Annotated in this window: 19 protein-coding genes; 10 read left to right on the forward strand and 9 right to left on the reverse strand. The window is 40.3% G+C overall.

Annotated features, from left to right (window positions below):
- Nucleotides 1–136: 136 nt before the first annotated feature.
- The gene (locus D5018_RS15245; RefSeq protein ID WP_121839860.1) at nt 137–976 is read right to left on the reverse strand and encodes an isopenicillin N synthase family dioxygenase; all 840 of its coding nucleotides are present in this window, start codon (nt 974–976) and stop codon (nt 137–139) included.
- Nucleotides 977–1,101: 125 nt separating this feature from the next.
- Here D5018_RS15245 and D5018_RS15250 point away from each other — a divergent pair, with 125 nt between their 5' ends.
- The gene (locus D5018_RS15250; RefSeq protein ID WP_121839861.1) at nt 1,102–2,004 is read left to right on the forward strand and encodes a bifunctional methionine sulfoxide reductase B/A protein; all 903 of its coding nucleotides are present in this window, start codon (nt 1,102–1,104) and stop codon (nt 2,002–2,004) included.
- On the opposite strand, the gene D5018_RS15255 is transcribed toward D5018_RS15250, so the two are convergent.
- The 3 genes from D5018_RS15255 to rne form a co-directional block, all read right to left on the reverse strand.
- Entirely contained in the window at nt 1,988–3,052 is a 1,065-nt protein-coding gene (locus tag D5018_RS15255; RefSeq protein WP_243637451.1) for a serine hydrolase domain-containing protein, read from the reverse strand. The two genes, D5018_RS15250 and D5018_RS15255, sit on opposite strands and share 17 nt — an antisense overlap.
- Before the next feature lie 75 nt (nt 3,053–3,127).
- A complete protein-coding gene (locus D5018_RS15260) occupies nt 3,128–4,684 on the reverse strand; it encodes a SulP family inorganic anion transporter (RefSeq protein WP_121839862.1) in 1,557 nt (518 codons plus the stop codon).
- 145 nt (nt 4,685–4,829) lie between these two features.
- On the reverse strand, nt 4,830–8,063 hold the full coding sequence (gene rne, locus D5018_RS15265) for a ribonuclease E (RefSeq protein ID WP_121839863.1): 3,234 nt from the start codon (nt 8,061–8,063) through the stop codon (nt 4,830–4,832).
- Between the two features lie 606 nt (nt 8,064–8,669).
- Between rne and rluC the strand changes: the two genes are divergently transcribed.
- Nucleotides 8,670–9,623 (forward strand): 23S rRNA pseudouridine(955/2504/2580) synthase RluC, encoded by a 954-nt coding sequence (gene rluC / locus D5018_RS15270; RefSeq protein ID WP_121839864.1) that lies wholly within the window; start codon nt 8,670–8,672, stop codon nt 9,621–9,623.
- Between the two features lie 39 nt (nt 9,624–9,662).
- Here rluC and D5018_RS15275 read toward each other — a convergent pair whose 3' ends face one another.
- Nucleotides 9,663–10,247 carry a Maf family protein gene (locus D5018_RS15275; RefSeq protein ID WP_121839865.1) on the reverse strand — a complete coding sequence of 195 codons (585 nt, stop codon included), beginning with the start codon at nt 10,245–10,247 and terminating at the stop codon, nt 9,663–9,665.
- A gap of 249 nt (nt 10,248–10,496) precedes the next feature.
- Here D5018_RS15275 and yceD point away from each other — a divergent pair, with 249 nt between their 5' ends.
- The 8 genes from yceD to fabF all read left to right on the forward strand — a co-directional run bounded on the left by yceD (nt 10,497) and on the right by fabF (nt 17,187).
- Nucleotides 10,497–11,021, forward strand: a complete 525-nt coding sequence (yceD, locus tag D5018_RS15280) for a 23S rRNA accumulation protein YceD (RefSeq protein WP_121839866.1) — start codon at nt 10,497–10,499, stop codon at nt 11,019–11,021.
- 16 nt (nt 11,022–11,037) lie between these two features.
- Entirely contained in the window at nt 11,038–11,208 is a 171-nt protein-coding gene (rpmF, locus tag D5018_RS15285) for a 50S ribosomal protein L32 (RefSeq protein WP_121839867.1), read from the forward strand.
- A gap of 15 nt (nt 11,209–11,223) precedes the next feature.
- On the forward strand, nt 11,224–12,252 hold the full coding sequence (plsX, locus tag D5018_RS15290) for a phosphate acyltransferase PlsX (RefSeq protein ID WP_121839868.1): 1,029 nt from the start codon (nt 11,224–11,226) through the stop codon (nt 12,250–12,252).
- A 124-nt stretch (nt 12,253–12,376) separates the two neighbouring features.
- Complete coding sequence (locus D5018_RS15295) at nt 12,377–13,336, forward strand: beta-ketoacyl-ACP synthase III (RefSeq protein ID WP_121839869.1); 960 nt, start codon at nt 12,377–12,379, stop codon at nt 13,334–13,336.
- Nucleotides 13,337–13,606: 270 nt separating this feature from the next.
- Entirely contained in the window at nt 13,607–14,533 is a 927-nt protein-coding gene (gene fabD / locus D5018_RS15300; RefSeq protein WP_121839870.1) for an ACP S-malonyltransferase, read from the forward strand.
- A 10-nt stretch (nt 14,534–14,543) separates the two neighbouring features.
- Nucleotides 14,544–15,290, forward strand: coding sequence for a 3-oxoacyl-ACP reductase FabG (gene fabG, locus D5018_RS15305; RefSeq protein ID WP_121839871.1), 747 nt, complete (start codon nt 14,544–14,546; stop codon nt 15,288–15,290).
- A gap of 168 nt (nt 15,291–15,458) precedes the next feature.
- A complete protein-coding gene (gene acpP / locus D5018_RS15310) occupies nt 15,459–15,692 on the forward strand; it encodes an acyl carrier protein (protein WP_121839872.1) in 234 nt (77 codons plus the stop codon).
- A 256-nt stretch (nt 15,693–15,948) separates the two neighbouring features.
- Nucleotides 15,949–17,187 (forward strand): beta-ketoacyl-ACP synthase II, encoded by a 1,239-nt coding sequence (gene fabF / locus D5018_RS15315; RefSeq protein WP_121839873.1) that lies wholly within the window; start codon nt 15,949–15,951, stop codon nt 17,185–17,187.
- On the opposite strand, the gene D5018_RS15320 is transcribed toward fabF, so the two are convergent.
- From D5018_RS15320 to D5018_RS15335, 4 genes are all read right to left on the reverse strand, one after another.
- The gene (locus D5018_RS15320) at nt 17,184–18,017 is read right to left on the reverse strand and encodes a hypothetical protein (RefSeq protein ID WP_121839874.1); all 834 of its coding nucleotides are present in this window, start codon (nt 18,015–18,017) and stop codon (nt 17,184–17,186) included. The two genes, fabF and D5018_RS15320, sit on opposite strands and share 4 nt — an antisense overlap.
- Before the next feature lie 281 nt (nt 18,018–18,298).
- Entirely contained in the window at nt 18,299–19,534 is a 1,236-nt protein-coding gene (locus tag D5018_RS15325; RefSeq protein WP_121839875.1) for an ABC transporter permease, read from the reverse strand.
- On the reverse strand, nt 19,527–20,234 hold the full coding sequence (locus tag D5018_RS15330) for an ABC transporter ATP-binding protein (RefSeq protein WP_121839876.1): 708 nt from the start codon (nt 20,232–20,234) through the stop codon (nt 19,527–19,529). Before D5018_RS15330 ends, D5018_RS15325 begins: the two co-directional genes overlap by 8 nt.
- Entirely contained in the window at nt 20,231–21,409 is a 1,179-nt protein-coding gene (locus D5018_RS15335) for an efflux RND transporter periplasmic adaptor subunit (RefSeq protein ID WP_121839877.1), read from the reverse strand. The genes D5018_RS15330 and D5018_RS15335 overlap by 4 nt, the downstream gene beginning before the upstream one ends.
- Nucleotides 21,410–21,574 lie beyond the last annotated feature (165 nt).

Here is a 21,574-nt window from a genome sequence, read left to right on the forward strand (position 1 = left end):
GATGGGACTGTACTCGTTGTTAGAAGGGTACAAGAAGTTAGCAGTATAATTGGAACCGCCGTATGCGACATCGCTTGTACGGTGGTGTGAGAGGACGGGAGCCGTGAGGCTCCCTCCTACTCGATTTTAAGCTGGATTAAATAACCCCTAGCTCTTTTAGTCTTTCCATTAAGTATTCTTTGGCTGTATATCTATCTGATAACACAACTTCAGGTTTAGGGTGTAAGAATAGTGGCAATGAGATGCGAGACTTAGTCTTATCTTGGCCTTCAGGATTAATAACTCTATGCGAAGTTGAAGGGAAATAACCACCTGAAGCTTCCTGTAACATATCACCAATATTGATAATGATGTTGCCAAAGTCACTTGGTACGTCTTGCCAATCACCATCCTTATCTTTAACTTGCAGCCCAGGTTCGTTAGCCGCAGGTAAGATGGTGATTAAATTAATGTCTTCATGAGCTGCGGCGCGGATTGCACCTTGCTCTTCGTCACCTTTCATTGGTGGGTAGTGAAGAACACGTAGAAGAGTTTGTGTACTTTCATGGACCATGCTTGAAAGTGCTTGAGTGTAGTGTTCAGCGACTTCTGATGGAGAATATTTTTCAATCCAGCCTAATAACTCTTCAGCAAACTCATTGGCTTTGTTGTAATAAGCCATAATATTTTCACGAAGTGAGTCAGGCATCTGTCCCCAAGGGTATACGTGGAAATATTCTTTAATGTCTTTTACGGTATGACCTTTAGCCGTTTCAGATACCTCTGCTGGAAAAAATCCATCTTGAGTTTCTACATTGAAGCGAAAGTTATACTTTTCTTCAGTTGAGAAAAACGCATGCCATTCCTTGTAAATAGTTTCGACTAAATCTTGATTGATTGGGTGGTTTCTAAGAACACCGAAACCAATTTTGTGAAGTGACTCAACGAACTTTTCTGCTGCGTCCGGAGCAAGATAATCAATAGTTTCTAATTTCATTTTAATCTATATTGTTATATTGGATGACCCGGATGGGCATTCTACTCAAAACGTAATAATACTGCAAAGAATGTGTGGTTAATCACGCTTCTTACCTATTACAGATCGATATATAGGAGCAAATCATGACGCCATTAACAGACTTAGAAAAATTTGTAATAGAAGAAAAAGGCACCGAGCCTCCGTTTAGTGGTGAGTTGGTTAACAATACTGCTCAAGGTGTCTATTTGTGCAAAAAATGTCAGGCACCTTTATATACTTCTGTGCACAAATTTCATTCCTCTTGTGGTTGGCCGTCTTTTGATGATGAAATTCAAGGTGCGGTGACTCGCGTGCCAGATGCTGACGGAATGAGAACCGAGATCGTCTGTAGCGATTGTGGAGGGCATTTAGGTCATGTATTTGAAGGTGAGTATTTAACCCCGAAAAACCTTCGGCACTGTGTTAATTCAGTTTCTATGATTTTTGTACCAACAGAAGAAGAGCTAACCAGCATGGTGAAGTATGCCACTTTTGGTGCTGGATGTTTTTGGTGTACTGAAGCTGTTTTTAAATTAATTAAAGGGGTTAAGCTGGTGCAATCTGGCTACTGTGGTGGCGCAGCGTCTGAAGCCAATTATAAAGCGGTGTGTTCAGGTAAAACCTCGCATGCGGAAGTTGTTCATGTTGAATATGACCCATTACAGGTTAATTTTGTTACTTTAGTTCAAGCCTTTTTCCAAAGCCACGATCCCACCACTCTCAATCAGCAAGGGCATGATATAGGACCGCAATATCGCAGTGTGATTTTTGCCCATGATCATGAGCAAATAAGAATTGCAAATCAAGTGATTGAAGAGTTGCATAAAGCTCAAGTGTATGAAAAGCCGATCGTGACAGAAGTTACCATTTTCGATAGATTCTATCCTGCTGAGGATTATCACAATGACTATTTTGCTCAGAACCCTGAGCAAAGATATTGCCAGTTAGTTATTCAGCCCAAAGTGGATAAATTTAAAGAGGTGTTTGAAGCTATTTTGATGAAATGACTTTTAAATGCCTTTGGATTGTTTGGCGTATTTGATTATGAATTTCAAATACTCTATCGAGATCATTTAGATTCAAAGCCAAATTTTCAAGCATAACTAGATCTATTTCGTGTTCAGGATAGTGGAGAGACATTGACATATATCCTGAAACGTATCCAGTGTGACTATATTCAGTCAAATTATTATCTTTATTTATCCTTAGGCCATATCCATAGCTCATGTTAGGCCAGAGAAATTTGATTTTTGTATGAGGTTGAGTCATCAGTTGATAACTTTCAGGGCTGATGAGTTTTCTTGAATGCAATAAGTGTTGGAAAGAAGCAAATGCGCTTGTTGAAGCAATTAATCCACCGCTAGGAAGTTGTGACGCATTAATAATCAAGTTCGAAGGTGTGAGTTTGTTAATTTCATTTAAACCTGTTGCAAGTTCAGACACTGTTTGTTGAATGTTTTTGATGCTGCCAACACTGGCATGTATTCCGTCTAGTTTATTCTTAGCGGAAAATGCTGAAAGCTGTTTGTCAAAAGGTTGACTGTTGACTTGTTCGAGCACATTACCTAACAGCGAATAGCCCAAATTCGAATACTTAAATTGGGTTCCAGGGGCAAATAAGTTAGGTTTACCTAAAGGTTGAACACCAGAGGTATGTGTAAGTAAATGATGTATTGTGATCGAGTCATCGTATTTCTTTTCGGATGGAGAGCTTGATTTATAAAGATAGTGATTAAGAGAATCGCTTAAATCTATTTTTCCGTTATCTACTGCTTGCAATATCAAAGTAGCGGTAATTTGCTTTGAAAGAGAAGCAATAACGAATTTAGACTCTGCATTTATTCCATTGCCTTTTTGCAGTTCTAATATTGGCTTGCCTTGCTTAAGTAGGATAACAGAGCCACTAAATGGAATTGAGGTATTGTTAATGACTGCTTTAATGCTGGAGTTAATGCTTTCTAGATCAACCTCATTTTTGATTTCTTTACCAAAGCTATAGTTAGCTGTTGCTAGCGAGTACATTAAGCAAAAAATTAGGCATAAACGAAAAAACACAGGTTGTCCTTAACTGTTGTAAATATGCGTTTATAAAAAGAGCGCCCAATTAGCGCTCTTTAATCGCATGACTATTTAATCCAGCTTGTTATCAGCCACATGATAATGTGGATCTTCAATCAAGTTTACTTCAACTAGATCACCAGCTTTACTCAACAACTGCTTACAATCACCGCTTAAGTGACGTAAGTGCAGTTTTTTGCCAGCAGCAATGTAGCGTTCGGCAAGAGTATCAATGGCATCCAATGCTGAGTGATCTGCTACTCGTGAGTTTTGGAAGTCGATGATCACATCTTCTGGATCATTTTTAGCGTCAAATAACTCAAGGAAGTGAGATACTGAGCCGAAGAACAATGGACCATTTAGACGATACACTTTCCAACCATTAGCATCAGTTTCAGTGCTTACATTGATGTGCTTGGCGTGTTCCCAAGCAAATACTAGAGCAGAAACAATAACACCAACAAATACGGCAAAGGCTAGATCAGTAAATACAGTAACGGTTGTTACCAGTACAATCACAAAGGCATCATGTTTAGGGACTTTGCGCATTACTTTAAAGCTTGCCCATTCAAATGTACCTAGAACAACCATGAACATCACACCAACCAGTGCCGCTAGCGGGATCATTTCAATAAAGCTTGCGCCGAATAGAATGAAAGCCAATAGAGCTAGAGCAGCAGTAATGCCAGACAAACGACCGCGACCACCAGAGTTAATGTTGATCATAGATTGACCTATCATGGCACAACCACCCATAGCACCAAAGAAGCCACTAGTGATGTTTGCAACACCTTGGCCAACACATTCCTTGTTACCTTTACCACGAGTTTCGGTCATTTCATCAATAACCGTAAGTGTTAGCAATGATTCAATCAAACCGACCGCCGCTAAGATGAACGAGTAAGGCAGGATGATCATCAAGGTTTCCATATTGAATGGAACAGATGGTATTGAGAATGTTGGTAGGCTACCTGCAATCGTCGCTGCGTCATCACCACTCATTGAGCGTAAGAAGTCTAAAACAGTACGAGTATCAAGGTTAAACCCAACTACGATAGCGGTTACCGTCAAGATAGCTGCTAATGAAGATGGAATAGCCGTAGTTACTTTAGGTAGGAAGTGGATGATAAACATGGTTAAAGCCACTAAACCTAACATTAAATAGAGTTGCTCACCTTGAAGCCACTTCATTACGCCGTTGGCATCAGGTACTTGGAACTGGCCTAATTGAGCTAAGAAGATCACAATTGCTAGACCGTTCACAAAACCAATCATTACAGGGTAGGGTACGATACGAATAAACTTACCCAGTTTAAATACGCCTGCTAGTACCTGTATTAAGCCTGCCAGAACAACCGCGGCAAACAAGTATTGAACACCGTGCTGAGCAACAAGAGCAACCATGACGACAGCCATCGCGCCAGTTGCACCAGAAATCATACCGGGACGACCACCAATCACGGCAGTAACTAACCCCATAATAAATGCAGCGTATAAACCTACCATAGGTTCTACACCGGCTACGAATGCGAATGCAACAGCTTCAGGAACTAAAGCTAATGCGACAGTAAAACCAGAAAGCAAATCAGCTTTATGGCTAGCTGTTTTATGACGTATTAAGTCGAACATCTGACCTCTAAATTGAGTAATTTAAACTTGATGGTATAGATCAAGTGCGGGAAATTTAAGAAGCGGCGATTTTAGCAGAAAAATTCACCGCTGACACAGAAAAAAAGCCATCAAAAGATGGCTTCTTACACTTAAGTTGAAGCTATTATGCTTTAGCTGTCTCTGAACCTGCAACGTTAGTTGGTCTGGTTCTAGAAGGTGCTTGAAGTACTACATCAGAGTAGTCACGACCTTTAGGAGTTTCTACAGCTATGCGTTTTGCTACAGTTGGTTTTGTGGTTTGTGAACCGACCATTCCAACAAAACGACTGACTCGTTTTTGTGTTGGTTGAGGCTTAACTTCAATTATGGCCTCTTCTTTAACTTCAGGTTCGTCAGTATCAACCACAATCGGTGCTGATAACTCAACATCTACGTCTTGAACATCTGCTTTTTCTGACGTTTCAGTTACTAAATGATCATGTTGAGACTCTATGATCTCCGCTTGGTTTTCTGCTACGTCTGCATCAGCACTGATTTCAGTCTCAGTTTTAGCTTCTACTTCGGCTTCAACTGGAGCTTCTGCTTCAACTTCATTTGAAGTATCAACAATCTCGTCGGTTTGAGCTTCAGGCACAGGCTGTGTTTCTGCAACGGCTACGGGTTGAGCTTGCTGTTCAGCATTTTGCTCTGAAAACTCCAATACTTCTTGCTCAGGCTCTGAATTAGTCTCAACGAAAGTTGATTCTACTTTTTCAACAATTTCAGTTTCTACTTCTGCTTCTGCTTCGGTTTCTTTGGTTGAAGCGGTAGGTGTAATTGCTTGTTCAGAAGTTTCAACAAGATCCAACTGCTCTGGAGCTGCTTGCGTTTTTTCAGCTTGTTGGCTTTCATCAATTTGAGACAAGTCATAAATCACAGGCATTTCGTCATGTGCTTCAAACGCTGGAGAGCTTTCACTTTCAGGCTTTTCATCACGGCGACGACGTTGTCCTGCTGCACGTAAATGACGAGGACTACGACGGCTACGTCTCGTACCTTGCTCTTTATCATCAGCATTAGATTCTGGCTGAGCCGCTTCTGTAGTTTCAGTTACTTGATTGTCATCAGAGCTCAATGTTTCTGCTTTTTTAGGCTTCGTATCTTTTTTCGATACTTCGCCAGTGCTTTGCTTTTCATTATCACTTGTGGCAACTGCTTTAGGTTTTCTCTTTGTTTCAGCTTTTTCTTTAGCTTCATTTTCAGGTTTAGCTGATTCAGAAGAAGTTTCAGCCTTAGCTTTTGGCTTACGTCGAGTTTGACGTGGCTTAGTTTCTTTGTTGTCTTTTTCAACTTTAGCTTCAGATGCAGTTACTTGTTCTGCTTGGGCTTCAACAGCTGAAGTCTCTAATACTTCTTCAACTTCTGTGTTGATACGAACTTTACGTTGCATATTGCGACGTTGACGACGTTCGCGAACCACTTCCTGCTTAGGCTGTTCAGAAACTTGTTTTTCAGACTTGCGATTAGCATTATCTGATTTGTTATTGCGTTTATTTCTTTCTTTACGCTCTTGTGATTCGGCAGATACAGACTCATTTTTAGTGCGGTTGTCACGGTCATTACGTGAATTACGCTTATCATTCTTACGATTGCGACGACGCTGAGCATTTCGATCTTGATTGGAGCGCTTTTTGTTTTGCTGTTTCTTATCAGCTTCTTTTTCTTCTGAGCTGAATAGACCTTTGAAAGCAGAAACTATCGAGGCAATGATGCCTTTAGACTCTTTCTTAGCCGCTTTTGTTGTTTTAGCTGTTACAGGTGCTTTTTTAGGAGCGCTAAAACCTTTTAATGCTGGCTGATCGTTAGTTGCACGCTCAAGCTTGCGAGGTTCATAAAGTTTCGACTCTGGCTGCTCGGTGCGATTATAGCTGGCTTCGACAGCTTCTTCGTCTTTACGATGGCGAACAACTTTAAAGTCAGGCGTGCTCATGTGAGCATCTGGGATTACATAGACTTCAACGTCATGGCGCTTTTCGGTGATGCGAATGGCTTTGCGCTTTTCATTCAATAGGAACGCAGCAACATCAACAGGAACAATGGCTTCGATTTGTGAAGTATTCTCTTTAATCGCTTCTTCTTCCATCAAACGTAGAATGGATAACGCTAGAGATTCGGTACCACGGATAGTGCCTTGACCATGACAGCGAGGACACAAATTCGCAGCCGCTTCTTCAAGTGATGGGCGTAAACGCTGGCGAGACATTTCCATTAAGCCAAAACGAGAAATACGGCCTAATTGAACACGAGCACGATCGTTTGCAACAGCTTCACGCAAGCGGTTTTCAACTTCACGCTGGTGCTTAGCTGGTGTCATATCGATGAAGTCGATAACAACCAAACCACCTAAGTCGCGAAGACGTAATTGGCGAGCAATTTCATCAGCAGCTTCTAGGTTGGTGTTGAGTGCAGTTTCTTCAATGTCGCCACCTTTAGTAGCGCGAGAAGAGTTAATATCGATAGACGTTAGTGCTTCAGTCGGGTCAATAACGATTGAGCCACCAGATGGTAGACGTACTTCACGTTGGAAAGCAGATTCGATTTGAGATTCAATCTGGAAGTGGGTAAATAATGGCACTTCAGATTTATAGAATTTAACACGCTCAACGAAGTCAGGGCGAACTAATGCGATATGCTGTTTCGCTTCGTCACAAATACGTTGATGATCAATAAGGATTTCACCAACATCACGACGTAAGTAATCACGAATAGCACGAACAATGACGTTACTTTCTTGGTGGATCAAGAATGGCGCTGGCTTGCTAGCCGCAGCTTCTTGAATAGCGGCCCAGTGGTGTTGAAGAACTTGTAAATCCCATCTTAGCTCTTCAGCGTCTTTGCCAACACCAGCTGTGCGAACAATCAAACCCATACCTTGAGGTACATTTAATTGAGATAATGCCGCCTTCAACTCTGTACGCTCATCACCTTCGATACGGCGAGAGATACCGCCAGCACGAGGGTTGTTTGGCATAAGAACTAGGTAAGAACCTGCAAGACTGATAAAGGTCGTCAATGCGGCGCCTTTATTGCCACGCTCTTCTTTATCAATTTGAACAATAACTTCTTGGCCTTCGGAAATCACTTCTTTAATGTTTGGTCTGCCTTGGAAAGTGTAACCTTCAGGGAAGTATTCTCTTGCGATTTCTTTTAATGGAAGGAAGCCGTGGCGTTCTGCACCATAGTCAACAAATGCGGCCTCTAGAGAGGGTTCTACTCGAGTGATTTTACCTTTGTAGATATTGGCTTTTTTTTGTTCATGACCTGGGCTTTCAATATCCAGATCATAAAGTTGCTGCCCATCAACAAGGGCAACACGCAACTCTTCTGACTGAGTTGCATTAATTAACATGCGTTTCATGATTATTTGATTCTTCTATTTTATATCATCAAACAGCGTGTAGATTGCATTATGGGCCTGTTTATACAACGAACCTCACGGTTTGGTGCAGGCTAAATTATGTGGTACGCAAATTGTTATTTGTCAGACGCAGTCACTGCGTGTCGTTCCCGATCAACCATTGAAATTGCTTTTTTGTGCCAGCAAACTCAGAGATTAACTGTCAAAATTCTTTAGTATGTTTCCAATAATGCCAAATCGAACACAACTGTTTGATATTCAGTTAAAATAATGTTCTGTTTCTTTGTTTTTTCTCAAATAAAGCCAGTGTGTTTTTGGCTTAAGTCTTAGGTTTGGCTGATAATCAATGTTTTCTTACTTTTGATTTCTTTTCAGCTTGCAACTCAATGAATTGCTACCTTAACAAACGACTTCTTCTGTGGGAAAAACAAGCTTGGCTCAGCAATGAAATTAGTATTGTTAGCATAATTTCTGCTTTCCAAAGGTGAAATATAGCAATAATCAAAAACATCAGCAACGTAAAGTGAAAAAAGTTACATAAAACATCAATGATATTCTGTTCATGTTGTACAATGCCCACAGTTCTAAATGATATAACCGTGATAGATGACTACCCAAGAAGCCGTAAAAGTTCAATTTGTAGAAATTGATGAAGATCATGCTGGTCAGCGTATAGATAATTTTTTGGTCACCAAATTAAAAGGTGTACCTAAAAGTATGATTTACCGTATCGTCCGAAAAGGAGAGGTAAGGGTAAATAAAAAACGGATCAAGCCTGAATACAAATTACAGTACGGTGATTTGGTGCGTATTCCTCCAGTGCGAGTTTCTCAAAAAGAAACTGCAGCTCCATCACCAAAATTAGATCGTGTTGCCATTTTAGAGCAACGTATAGTTTATGAAGATAAATTTCTTATCGCATTGAATAAGCCATCTGGTATTGCCGTTCATGGCGGAAGTGGTGTTAATTACGGTGTTATTGAAGCATTGAGAAGCCTGCGACCACAGCAAAAATTTATCGAATTAGTGCATAGGTTAGATAAAGAAACCTCAGGCATTTTATTAATTGCGAAGAAACGCAGCACCTTGAAACATTTGCAAGACCAACTTCGTGAGAAGAAAATGCAAAAAGACTACTTGGCATTAGTTAAAGGTGAGTGGGATAAAAAAGATAAACTGATTAAAGCACCGTTATTAAAAATCACCTTAAAATCGGGAGAACGAATTGTTCGTGTGAATAATGAAGGTAAGCCTTCACAAACACGCTTTAAAATAGTTCAAAAATATCAAGGTGCTACTTTGGTGAAAGCCAGCCCTTTGACAGGCCGTACCCATCAAATCAGAGTTCATTGTCAATATACAGGGCATCCTATTGCGTGTGATGAAAAGTACAGTGAACAAGCATTTGATGATTCAATGAGAGAGCAGGGCTTACGTCGCCTTTTTTTACATGCAGCGCAACTTGAATTTACGCATCCAGATTCGGAAGAGCGTATGACCGTTAATGCGCCATTGGATGATGATTTACAAAAATTGATTGCTAAGTTGAAAAGAGCTTAATTAATAGGTGAGAATTGAAAGGAGCAATGGCTCCTTTCTCTATATCACTTCAATTCCATGTTCTCTCAAAAGTTCAATTAGCCTTATTAGAGGCAAACCAATCAAAGTATTTGGGTCGTCACCTTCTAGTTTCTCAAACAATGCAATACCTAATCCTTCGCTCTTGAAGCTACCTGCACACCACAATGGCTGTTCTTTTTCAACATAATTTTGTATCTGCGGGTGCGTTAAGTGTTTAAAGTGAACGGTAAACGGCTCTACAGATGAACTTAATTTTTTCGATTCACTATCGAATACCGCCAACCCTGTATAAAAGGTAATGCTTTTGCCACTGGCTGATTGCAATTGTTTAATAGCGTTGGCTTTTGTTAAAGGTTTACCAATAATTTTTTCATCAATCACGGCTACCTGATCTGAGCCTATGACAATAGATGTATTTCCTCCGATTAAATTGGCACCAGCCTTTGCTTTTTCAATTGCTAAACGTTCTACTAAAGCTACAGCAGTTTCATTTTCGAAAGGTGACTCGTCTAGATCAGGTGAAACACTGCTAAAAGGTATTTTAAGTTTACTAAGAAGTTGCTGTCGAAACTCGGAGCTTGAAGCTAAAACAAGAGATTTCATACCATATAACTTTATTCATAATACTATGTGTATTTTGCGAGACTTAGTGGAGAATAAGCAATAGTAAATACAGAGATTTCATTAATTGCACTTTATTTAGACGCTGTTTGCTTGTTTACAAGTCGGGGCTTAGGTAAAATCCGCAGTCCGTTAATTTCAATGCGAAAGCTAAAGAACACTTACTTTTTGTGAAGCAGGTGATAAAATTTCTTTGACTCAAGCGTTTTCAAACTATAATATGCGCGCCTTATGCAAACAGTAAAGATACCGGTTTCAATCGATCCGTTACGTGCAGCCCAAAGTCGCCTTGATATTCAAGGTTCTGTTCCGGGTAAGCAGTTAAAACGATTGAATGAATTTTGTGCCGGCGACTGTTCCGATGTATCTGTGTCATTGGAATGTGGTGTTGATTTACAGGGGATAGTCTACCTGAAAGGGAAGGCTGTGACGGAGCTCACTCTGCTATGTCAGCGTTGCATGACACAACTAAATACTGAGGTTACGGTCGACTTTAGTTTCAGTCCTTGTAAGACTGAGGCCGAAATCGATGAGCTCCCGGAAGCGTATGATCCTATTGAGTGCAATGAAATTGGCGAAATACGTTTACATCAACTGATCGAAGATGAGTTGATAACGGCCATACCTTTAATTCCGATGCATGAAGATACTTCCTGTCATCAAGGGTCAAAGGATGTGGTTGTAGGCGAGATTGAACCCGCTCAAGAGGAGCGTCCAAATCCGTTTGCAGTATTAGAAACACTGAAGAGCAAGTAATCCTAGGAGACAGGCAATGGCTGTACAACAGAATAAAAAATCACGTTCAAAGCGCGGTATGCGCCGTTCACACGATGCATTAGGCACGGCTCAGTTATCAACTGACGCGTCTACTGGTGAACTGCACCTACGTCACAACGTGACTGCTGACGGTTTCTACCGTGGCAAAAAGGTTATCAACAAGTAATAGGTTGATAAGCTTATGCAAAATCTGACGCTTGCGTTAGATGCAATGGGGGGCGATTTCGGCCCTCAAGTCTCGGTGCCTGCCGCAATGCAGGCGCTTAGACAAAACCCTTTCTTAAAAATAATTTTGGTGGGTGATCAAACCAAAATTAGTCCTCTTACATCTTCTTTTCAAGATATTTCAGCCAGATACGAAATCATTCATACCGATGAAATCGTTACCATGTCTGATCGTCCAGCACATGCTTTGCGAAATCGAAAAAAGAGCTCGATGCGACTTGCTATTGAATTGGTTCGCGATAAAAAAGCTGACGCTTGTTTAAGTGGCGGGAATACAGGCGCGTTAATGGCGATGTCTAAAGTGCTGCTTAAAACACTTCCTGGTGTTGATCGACCTGCACTGATAGGGCGCTTGCCCACTGTTGCTGATAAGCCTGTTTATGTTTTAGATTTAGGTGCAAACGTTTCGTGTGATTCGGAAGCGTTATTTCAGTTCGCAGTAATGGGTTCGGTGGTCAGCGAAGTGGTGGATAAAACTGTATCGCCTTCGGTTTCATTATTGAATGTCGGCATCGAAGAAATAAAAGGCAACGACCAAGTTCAACAAGCTGGCCTGTTATTACAGCAATCCCCACAGGTTAACTATCGTGGCTTTATTGAAGGCAATGAAATTTATTCAGGTAACTCTGATGTGATTGTCTGTGATGGTTTTGTCGGGAACATTACCTTAAAAACTTCAGAAGGCATTGCCAAATTCTTGATTGAAGATCTCAAGTCTCAAATCACTCAAAACTGGTTTGCAAAAACACTTTCTAAATTGTTAGGCACTAAAATTCAAAGTGTTTTAAGTCAGATGAACCCCGACCAGTACAATGGAGCAAGTCTGGTAGGATTGCGAGGAATTGTTGTTAAAAGCCATGGAAATGCAGATGAAAATGCATTTTTGAACGCCATTAATTTGGCCATTACAGAGGCTCAAAGACAACTTCCCGAGTTGATTTGTGAACGATTAGAGTCAATTCTGCTTGATATACAAGCTGAGTAATCCTTTATATTGCACAAAGACCTTGAAAGATCCTATCTAGGTCACAATTTTGTAAAGGGTTTATCGTCAAAATAAACATAACAACGTTAATCGGTCAATCGACCCTGAAAAGCTGATTTGATATATGCATACAAAAATTCTCGGTACCGGAAGTTATTTACCGGTACAAGTGCGCAGCAACCAAGATCTTGAACAAATGGTCGAAACCTCTGACCAATGGATTGTAGAACGAACCGGTATTTCAGAGCGTCGCATCGCGGCGACGGATGAAACCGTATCGACAATGGGTTACCAAGCCGCGCTCAATGCATTAGAAATGGCTGGTGTCTCAGCAGATGAATTAGATATGATCATTTGCGGTACCACTAGTGGTGAAAATGCATTTCCTGCTTCAGCGTGTGAAATTCAAGCCATGCTTGGCTTAGACACTATTCCCGCTTTTGATGTTGCTGCAGCATGTTCAGGTTTTATTTATTCGCTTTCTATTGCTGATCAATTTATTAAAGCTGGTGCCCATAAGAAAATTCTTGTGATTGGTGCCGATGTGCTTTCTCGTTTTTGTGAACCTGAAGATCGTTCGACGATTATTCTTTTTGGAGATGGTGCTGGTGCAGCGGTTGTGGGTGCATCAGAAGAAGTTGGTATCATTAATACTCATATTTATGCTGATGGTCGCCAAGGTGACTTACTCAAATGTGCTTTCCCTGCTCGTCCACATGAAACTGAAAAAGCATTAAACTACATGACAATGAAAGGCAATGATGTCTTTAAAGTTGCGGTAACCAAGCTTTCTCATGTTGTTCAAGAAACGCTGCGTCTAAACAATATCGAAAAAGAAGATATTGATTGGTTGGTTCCTCACCAAGCAAACTTCCGTATCATCAATGCTACAGCTAAAAAGCTAGGCATGAGTTTGGATAAGGTAGTATTGACCTTAGCCAAGCATGGTAATACCTCTGCGGCATCAGTACCAATCGCACTTGATGAAGCGGTTCGTGATGGTCGTATTAAGCGTGGTCAAACATTATTACTCGAAGCGTTCGGAGCAGGTTTTGCTTGGGGCAGCGCTTTAGTGAAGTTTTAATAACTAATTTGTGCTGTTTGATGGTTGCTGAGTGTGAAATAGTGTAAACGCAAACTGAAGCGCACATCCTTGTGCTGACGACCGTGACTTCCTGTCACGGATGGTTTGCTTATTACACTATTCCACCTATTGATTGCATTGGTTTTATCTCGCAATATCATATCAAGCCAATTTCAATATTAGAAAATAAGTCATTGTTTTCAGTTGGTAAGCTATTAAACTGACTGAATAAGTTTTTTAGAATAGTTATAAAAATATAGGAATTGAATTATGTCTAAAATGGCATTTGTTTTTCCGGGACAAGGCTCACAAGCGGTTGGGATGTTAGCTGATCTGGCAGAAAGCTCTTCAATCGTTACCGATACATTCGCAGAAGCGAGTGAAGGGTTAGGTTATGACCTATGGAAGCTAGTTCAAGAAGGTCCGGCAGAATCGCTAAATCAAACAGATAAAACTCAGCCTGCTTTGTTGGCGGCAAGTGTTGCTATTTGGCGTGTATATCAAGCGTCTGGTAAGCCTCAGCCAGAAGTGGTTGCAGGTCACAGCTTGGGTGAATACTCAGCCCTTGTTTGTGCTGGTGTAATCGGCTTTAAAGATGCAATCAAGCTGGTTGAACTTCGTGGTCAATTAATGCAGCAAGCGGTTCCGGCGGGAACTGGCGCAATGTTTGCGATTATCGGCCTTGCAGATGACGCTATTGCTAAGGCGTGTGAAGAAGCGGCTCAAGGCGACGTAGTAAGCCCTGTAAACTTCAACAGCCCTGGTCAAGTGGTTATTGCTGGTGAGAAGAATGCTGTTGAACGTGCAGCCGCAGCTTGTAAAGAAGCGGGCGCTAAAATGGCAGTTGCCTTGCCTGTAAGTGTGCCATCACACTGCGCATTAATGAAACCTGCTGCTGACAAGCTGGCGGTAGCATTAAATGAAATTCAATTTAATCAACCTGCAATTACATTGATCAATAACGTTGATGTGGCAACACCAACTGAGCCAGAAGCGATTAAAGATGCACTGATTCGTCAACTGTATTGTCCTGTTCGTTGGAGCGAGTCAGTAGCGGTAATGGCTGAAATGGGTGTTGGCGAATTATATGAGTTTGGCCCAGGTAAAGTATTAACAGGTTTAACTAAACGAATTAATAAAGCTCTGTCGGCTAAAGCAATTAATGATTCAGCATCAATTGCTGCGTTGACAGAATAAGGAAAAACAAATGAGCATTAGCATTAATTTAGAAGGTAAAGTTGCATTAGTGACTGGCGCCAGTCGTGGTATTGGTCGTGCAACGGCTGAAACACTAGCTCAAGCAGGTGCAACTGTTATTGGTACCGCAACAAGTGAACGTGGCGCGGCTGCAATTCAAGAATATCTTGGGGAGTCAGGTTTTGGATTGGTATTAAATGTTACCGATAAAGAATCTGTTGCAAATTTGTTCATCCAGATCAAAGAAAAAGCAGGTGACATTGATATTCTAGTGAATAACGCAGGCATTACTCGTGATAACTTAATGATGCGTATGAAAGACGACGAATGGAATGATATCATTGATACCAACCTAAACTCATTATTCCGCTTAACTAAGCCTGTATTGCGCGCCATGATGAAAAAGCGTAATGGTCGTATCATCAACATTGGTTCGGTAGTAGGTAGCAGTGGTAATCCTGGACAATCAAACTACTGCGCTGCAAAAGCGGGTTTGATAGGTTTTACCAAGTCTTTAGCTAAGGAAGTTGCGTCTCGTAATATCACGGTTAATGCTGTTGCGCCTGGATTTATCCAAACAGATATGACAGACGAGTTGACGGAAGAACAACAAAAAGCTATTTTGACCCAGGTTCCAAGTGAGCGACTAGGGCAGGCTCAAGAAATTGCAAGTTCTGTTCTATTTTTAGCTTCAGATTCATCCGCTTATATCACTGGGCAGACGTTGCATGTGAATGGCGGAATGTATATGGTATAGCAGATTCACTATATTCAGCAGGGAACTGCGTTAACTGAGTGGCGATAAGCTGAACAATTCCTAAAAATCGTGGTTAGACCACAAAATACGGGGTTGCAATGTTGGCTGAATCGAATAAACTACTCCCAAGCTTACGCAAGTGCGTAATTTGAATAGGAAAGAAAACTAATGAGCAACATCGAAGAACGTGTAAAGAAAATCATTATTGAGCAACTAGGCGTTAAAGAAGAAGACGTAAAGCCTGCAGCATCTTTCGTTGATGACTTAGGTGCAGATTCTCTAGACACCGTTGAGTTGGTTATGGCTCTAGAAGAAGAGTTTGACACCGAAATCCCTGATGAGGAAGCAGAGAAGATCACTACTGTTCAAGCAGCGATCGACTATGTGAACAACAATCAGTAATACTGAATTTTCAAAGACAGGCGGCATTTATTGCCGCCTGTTTTGTTTTAGGGCTAATACCATTACTACCACTTAACTATGTTCTAGAAAAGCCTTAGCTTTATAACTGCATCGTTGCAATTCCTCAGCATAGCTACGGCTATGATTCGTCATTGCACCTTGTATTTCCTTTGCTAATTCTTTTCGAAAATGCACAGCTAATTAATGTGAATGGTAATATGATGTCCTTTTTAGCTTAAGATTTAAGGTAAATATTGTGTCTAAACGTCGTGTAGTTGTTACTGGACTTGGTTTGATCACTCCAGTAGGAAATACCGTTCAAAGCACTTGGGAAGCGCTTGTTGCTGGTAAAAGTGGTATTGCACCTATTACCTCTTTTGATGCCAGTGAACTCACCACTCGCTTTAGCGGTTCAATTAAAGATTTTGATGTTGAGCAATATCTTTCTAAGAAAGATGCTCGCAAGATGGATAAATTTATCCAATATGGTATGGCTGCAAGTATTCAGGCCATCGAAGATTCTGGCTTAGATATGAGCCAAGAAAACCCTGGCCGTGTAGGTACAGCTATTGGTGCAGGTATGGGGGGGATGCCTCTGATTGAGCAAAATCACGCTGCCTATCTAAAAAGTGGCCCACGTAAAATTTCTCCTTTCTTTGTGCCAAGCACCATTATTAATATGATTGCTGGTCATGTGTCGATCAAATACGGCATGAAAGGCCCTAACTTTGCGGTAACTACAGCTTGTACTACAGGTGTTCATAACATTGGTTTTGCAGCTCGTACAATCGCTTATGGTGATGCAGATGTAATGATCGCAGGTGGTGCTGAAGACGTAACCAGCCCAATGGGGGTTGGTGGTTTTGCAGCGGCTAAAGCGCTTTCTACTCGTAACGACGATCCACAAGCAGCAAGCCGTCCATGGGATAAAGACCGTGATGGTTTTGTTATCGGTGACGGTGCTGGGATGATCGTAATGGAAGAGTACGAACATGCTAAAGCACGTGGCGCAAAAATTTATGGTGAGCTGGTTGGCTTTGGTATGAGCGGTGACGCTTTCCACATGACTTCACCCCCAGCTGACGGAGAAGGTGCAGCTACTGCGATGCAAAATGCCATTAATGATGCGCAACTTCCATTAGATATGATTGGTTATATTAATGCCCACGGCACTTCAACTCCAGCAGGCGATAAAGCTGAAGCCGCAGCAGTTAAGTCAATATTTGGTGAGCATGCTTATAACTTAATGGTGAGCTCTACTAAGTCAATGACAGGGCATTTACTTGGTGCAGCTGGTGCGATTGAGGCGATCTTTACCTTATTAGCTCTACAAAACCAAGTAGTACCGCCTACCATCAACTTAGATAACCCAGATGAAGGCTGCGATTTGGATTTTGTTCCTCACACAGCAAGAGACGTATCATTAGAATACGCATTATGTAACTCGTTTGGTTTTGGTGGTACAAACGGCTCATTGCTGTTCAAAAAAAGCTAAGACGTTCTTAGTTCTGCTTTAACTTGAGATGGCATGATAGGTTTTATATCTTGCCATCTCTCTTGCCAACAAGCATCACTCACTTTACAGCACCAAATCATACTGTTGGTAGTGTGGTCAGCTGGTTTAATACTGAAAACATGCCATTCTTTTGATCCATTTAAGCGAAAAAAATAAGTGACTCCAATTTGTGATATATCGAAATTTTGATTCTGTTCTCCACAAATGTGTAATTCATTTTTTTCCATGTTTTCAATAAAACAATGATCTAATTCTCTTGCTTTTTCTTGTCTAATACATGCATTTTCTGAAGACTCCTCATTGTATTTGGATTTGTAAACTTCCCAGAACGGCATTGTTGATGTTTGTCGATTTGCTAATAAAAATAGGTTATTTTTCTTCGCGGCGATGATTTCCGAGAAAACACGTAATTTGTCTTGGTCAGCTGAGTCGTTATGAATTGCTGTAATATCTTTGGGAGAAGTTGATTTATCTTGTTCGAAGCAAAATTCTAGGCATGGATACTCAGTGTGAGATATACACATGGTTTTTAAATTATTTTGGTTAAGCTCCCATATTAAGTGTTCTTCAACGCATCTAACCATATTTAAGCAAAGTTTTAGGCTTAAATCATTGTCCGTTGTAGTAAGACAAGCGACTCCTGACTTATTTAATGCATCAAGTACAGATTCACAATCTGTCTGTTCAGAAGGTGACATTAATACTTTAAAAGTATGTGAGTTTTTTATTGCATCTAGAAATTGTGATTCATCAGATTGTTTTACTAATAATTGACTAATTAGTGAGAGAGAATGAATTTCAGTTGCCATGACTATTCAATACTTCGGACAGTTTTTGATTGGTCGTGCCTCAATACTTAGTAAGTCATTGAATTTTAATGAATCTGTGTTTTCAGATTCAATTTATAAAATTTTGTAAATTCAATTGCTTATAAAAAGTGTCCGAACCATTGACTATTAATACTTTGGAATAAAGGTGAATTCACATTAAATCATTGTGATTGATAAACAATGAGTAGATTATTAATAATTTTTAATCAAAAAAGGGCTAAGATAGCCCTTTTGGTTTTCACCTAGAAAAATCAGCACCTTTACTCATATCTCAAAGCATCAATCGGGTTTAATCGCGCCGCTTTAATTGCTGGTGCTAAACCAAAAATGATACCGATTGCGGAAGTGAAGCCAAAAGACAAAAGTACTGCCCAAGTTGGAATGTGAGTGTCAGACAGATTCGGTATCATCAAAGATATCAGTTCAGATAAGCCATAGCCAATTGCAAGCCCAATCATTCCGCCAAACAATGATAAAACCACGGCCTCAACCAAAAATTGCAGCATGATAAAGCCGGGTGTTGCACCAAGTGCCTTTAGCGTTCCAATTACCCTTGTACGTTCTGAAACCGAAACAAGCATAATATTCATTACGCCAATACCACCAACAATTAGGCTTATGCCAACAATGCCAGCAGTAACACCTGTAATACTCGTCGTCAGTTCTTTTGTTCTTTCTTTTGCTTTTTTGGCCGTTTCAAATTGAAAATCATCTGGTTGACCTGATGAAATCTTATGGCGTTGCCTAAGGATCTTGGTGATTTGTCTTTTGACTATTTCTTCATCAGCTCCTACTTTAAGGCGATACCTAATCGTAATAATGCCTCTATCACCACCATCTAATGTACTCATTGTACTTATTGGAATATAAATATAATTATTTTGATCAAAACCAAGAAAACTATCTTGAGTTTCACCAACACCAATAATGTGAAACCATTTTCCAGCTAACTTGATGTATTCTCCAACAGGGTTCTCGGGTAAATGTAATTTTTCAATTACAGTTTCCCCCACTAATGCTACCCGCCTTCTTTTTTCATCATCAGATTCTCTTAAATACCGTCCTTTTTCAGGGAAAGTTTTATAGAGTTTTTGATAGTCACTATCAGTGCCTATCACCTGAGCACTGTGGATGTAATTTTGGTACTGTGCACCATTTGCGAAGTTAAAACTGAGCATATTTGCAGTCATAACATCAATTTGTTTGATTTTGTTTTTCAGATACAAAAAATCATCGTAGCTAAGTTTACTCTGCTTTCCAACCATTTGATCTTCGAGAGCGACGTATGGCTTGATGGAAGTGACGTCTGGTGATAAATCAGAAAGTTGCTCATTGATTTGTTTAGTAAACCCTTGCATGACTGCAACAACTGTAACCACAGAAGCAACACCAATAATTATTCCTAAACAGGTTAGGGCAGAGCGCATCGCATTGGCTCTAATTGCTTGTAGAGCGGCTTTAACTCCTTCAATAATTGCGATTGCCGATTTAAACATGTAATCGCTCCTCGGTTTTTTTTCGTGTGTCAGCAACAACTTTTCCATCAACTAAACGAATCACACGATGGCAGTGATCGGCAATTTCTTGCTCGTGAGTAACTAGGATAATGGTATGCCCCTCTTCATGAAGCTCGTCAAACAGCTTCATAATGTCTTGAGTCGTTTTGCTATCTAAGTTTCCAGTTGGTTCATCCCCAAGTAGAATATGAGGTTTAGTGACCAATGCTCTAGCAATCGCAACTCTTTGTCTTTGTCCACCAGAAAGCTGATTTGATAAGTGGTGGATCTTATCTTCAAGCCCCACACGTTTAAGTGATTCCAAAGCTTGTTTCTGACGTTCAGATTGTGGAATAAATCGGTAAACTAAAGGCTGCATTACATTTTCAAGTGCAGAGGCTCTCGGTAATAAGTTGAAGCTTTGGAAAATAAAACCAACACTTTTATTTCGTTGCTGCGCCAGCTCAGTTTCACTCATTTTTTCAACTAGCTTATCTTTTAAATGATATTCACCAGATGTCGGCGTATCTAAACAGCCAATTATGTTCATCAACGTAGATTTACCTGAACCTGAAGGTCCAATAATGGCAACGTATTCATTTTCGTCTATATCAACATTGATTCCATCTAGGGCTTTAAAGGTTTGATCACCCATTTGGTAATGTTTGGTTATTTCATTTAGCTGTATCACCTTGCTCATACAGCATTACCTTTTTCTTCTTTGGCCGTAGTTTGTTCTGGAGTGATAGTATCGCCATCTTTCAATTTACTCACAGGTCGAGCTGGGCCTATAACCACAGTATCTTTTGTCGATAAACCTGAATTAATGGCTTGCTCAATATCTGAGGCAATACCTACAGTGACTGTTTGTTTTGTAACTTTATTATCAGAGTCAACGAGCCAAACATAGTAGTCGTCATCTTGTTGATGAATGGCTTCAATAGGCAGTTTTACTACATGGTCTGATGTTGAAGTTGAAATTTCTGCTCGACAACTCATACCTGCATACAAATGACGTTTAGTTTGATCTAATAAGACCTTAACTTTAAATGACAAACCATTGGAGCCTTGCTGAACTTTTGCAGAAGTACCTATATTTATCACTTTTCCTGTAAATGGTTTATTGGGATAGGCTGCTGCAAAAATATCTGTTTTTTGGTCGAGCTTGATGCTGGCAATATCGGTTTCATCTACCCTTAGTTCTGCAAGAATTGCACTAGGATCGGCAATCAACATTAGGTCTGAACCTACAATATTGGTAGTACCGGCGATGACTGTTTCACCTTCTTTAATATCGACTGAAGCCAACAATCCGGTCATCGGTGAACGAAATACACTTTTGCTTAGTCTGTCTTTGGCAATAGAAAGTGAAGCTTTAGATTGCTCAAGTTGTGCTTTAGCTGATTTAATATCTATGCGTGCGAGATCTCGTTGGTTTTTTAAATTGTCATAGGTTTCTGCATCAGTTAGTCCTGTTTCGAACATTTTCTTTTTACGTTCTAACTGTATTTCAAGGTTTTTTAACGTGACTTCAGCTCTACTTACCGCAATTTTACTAGCTTTTACGACAGCATCAGAGCGTTCAACATCAGCTTCAAAAGCTTTTGTATCCAGTTTCATCAAGATCTGACCTTTTTTTACAGTTTGACCCTCTTCAACCAAAACTTGAGCCACTCGACCAGTTACTTCTGAGCGCAATTGCACTTGAGTATTGAAAACAAGGTTACCCGAAGCAAGGATTGAATCAGAGATTTTTCCAGTTGTCGGGTGGGCAACTTCAACTTTTACAGTATTGCCTTCGCCTGTAATTCGCTTGCTAATTAAAATTCCAGCAAAAACGGCAATAGCAAGTATAACGATAATAGCTTTTTTCATATTTTGTGCTCATAGAAAGCTGTGCCAAGTAGTACTTGTACACAGCTTAAAAAGATCAAACGTAGTTTTATTGAAAGTTTTATTCTCAATGGTTCGGACACTTTTTATAAGTAATTGAATTTACAAAATTTTATAAATTGAATCTGAAAACACAGATTCATTAAA

Source organism: Parashewanella curva, assembly GCF_003675895.1.
Taxonomy (GTDB): Bacteria; Pseudomonadota; Gammaproteobacteria; order Enterobacterales; family Shewanellaceae; genus Parashewanella; species Parashewanella curva.

Coding starts and splice junctions, on each gene's coding strand:
- D5018_RS15275 (WP_121839865.1), bottom strand. CDS start 10,247: ATGAAATCTCTTGTTTTAGCTTCAAGCTCCGAGTTTCGACAGCAACTT.
- D5018_RS15335 (WP_121839877.1), bottom strand. CDS start 21,409: ATGAAAAAAGCTATTATCGTTATACTTGCTATTGCCGTTTTTGCTGGA.
- D5018_RS15260 (WP_121839862.1), bottom strand. CDS start 4,684: ATGTTCGACTTAATACGTCATAAAACAGCTAGCCATAAAGCTGATTTG.
- plsX (WP_121839868.1), top strand. CDS start 11,224: ATGCAAAATCTGACGCTTGCGTTAGATGCAATGGGGGGCGATTTCGGC.
- rne (WP_121839863.1), bottom strand. CDS start 8,063: ATGAAACGCATGTTAATTAATGCAACTCAGTCAGAAGAGTTGCGTGTT.
- D5018_RS15250 (WP_121839861.1), top strand. CDS start 1,102: ATGACGCCATTAACAGACTTAGAAAAATTTGTAATAGAAGAAAAAGGC.
- D5018_RS15295 (WP_121839869.1), top strand. CDS start 12,377: ATGCATACAAAAATTCTCGGTACCGGAAGTTATTTACCGGTACAAGTG.
- acpP (WP_121839872.1), top strand. CDS start 15,459: ATGAGCAACATCGAAGAACGTGTAAAGAAAATCATTATTGAGCAACTA.
- D5018_RS15320 (WP_121839874.1), bottom strand. CDS start 18,017: ATGGCAACTGAAATTCATTCTCTCTCACTAATTAGTCAATTATTAGTA.
- yceD (WP_121839866.1), top strand. CDS start 10,497: ATGCAAACAGTAAAGATACCGGTTTCAATCGATCCGTTACGTGCAGCC.
- D5018_RS15245 (WP_121839860.1), bottom strand. CDS start 976: ATGAAATTAGAAACTATTGATTATCTTGCTCCGGACGCAGCAGAAAAG.
- D5018_RS15330 (WP_121839876.1), bottom strand. CDS start 20,234: ATGAGCAAGGTGATACAGCTAAATGAAATAACCAAACATTACCAAATG.
- fabG (WP_121839871.1), top strand. CDS start 14,544: ATGAGCATTAGCATTAATTTAGAAGGTAAAGTTGCATTAGTGACTGGC.
- fabD (WP_121839870.1), top strand. CDS start 13,607: ATGTCTAAAATGGCATTTGTTTTTCCGGGACAAGGCTCACAAGCGGTT.
- D5018_RS15325 (WP_121839875.1), bottom strand. CDS start 19,534: ATGTTTAAATCGGCAATCGCAATTATTGAAGGAGTTAAAGCCGCTCTA.
- rpmF (WP_121839867.1), top strand. CDS start 11,038: ATGGCTGTACAACAGAATAAAAAATCACGTTCAAAGCGCGGTATGCGC.
- rluC (WP_121839864.1), top strand. CDS start 8,670: ATGACTACCCAAGAAGCCGTAAAAGTTCAATTTGTAGAAATTGATGAA.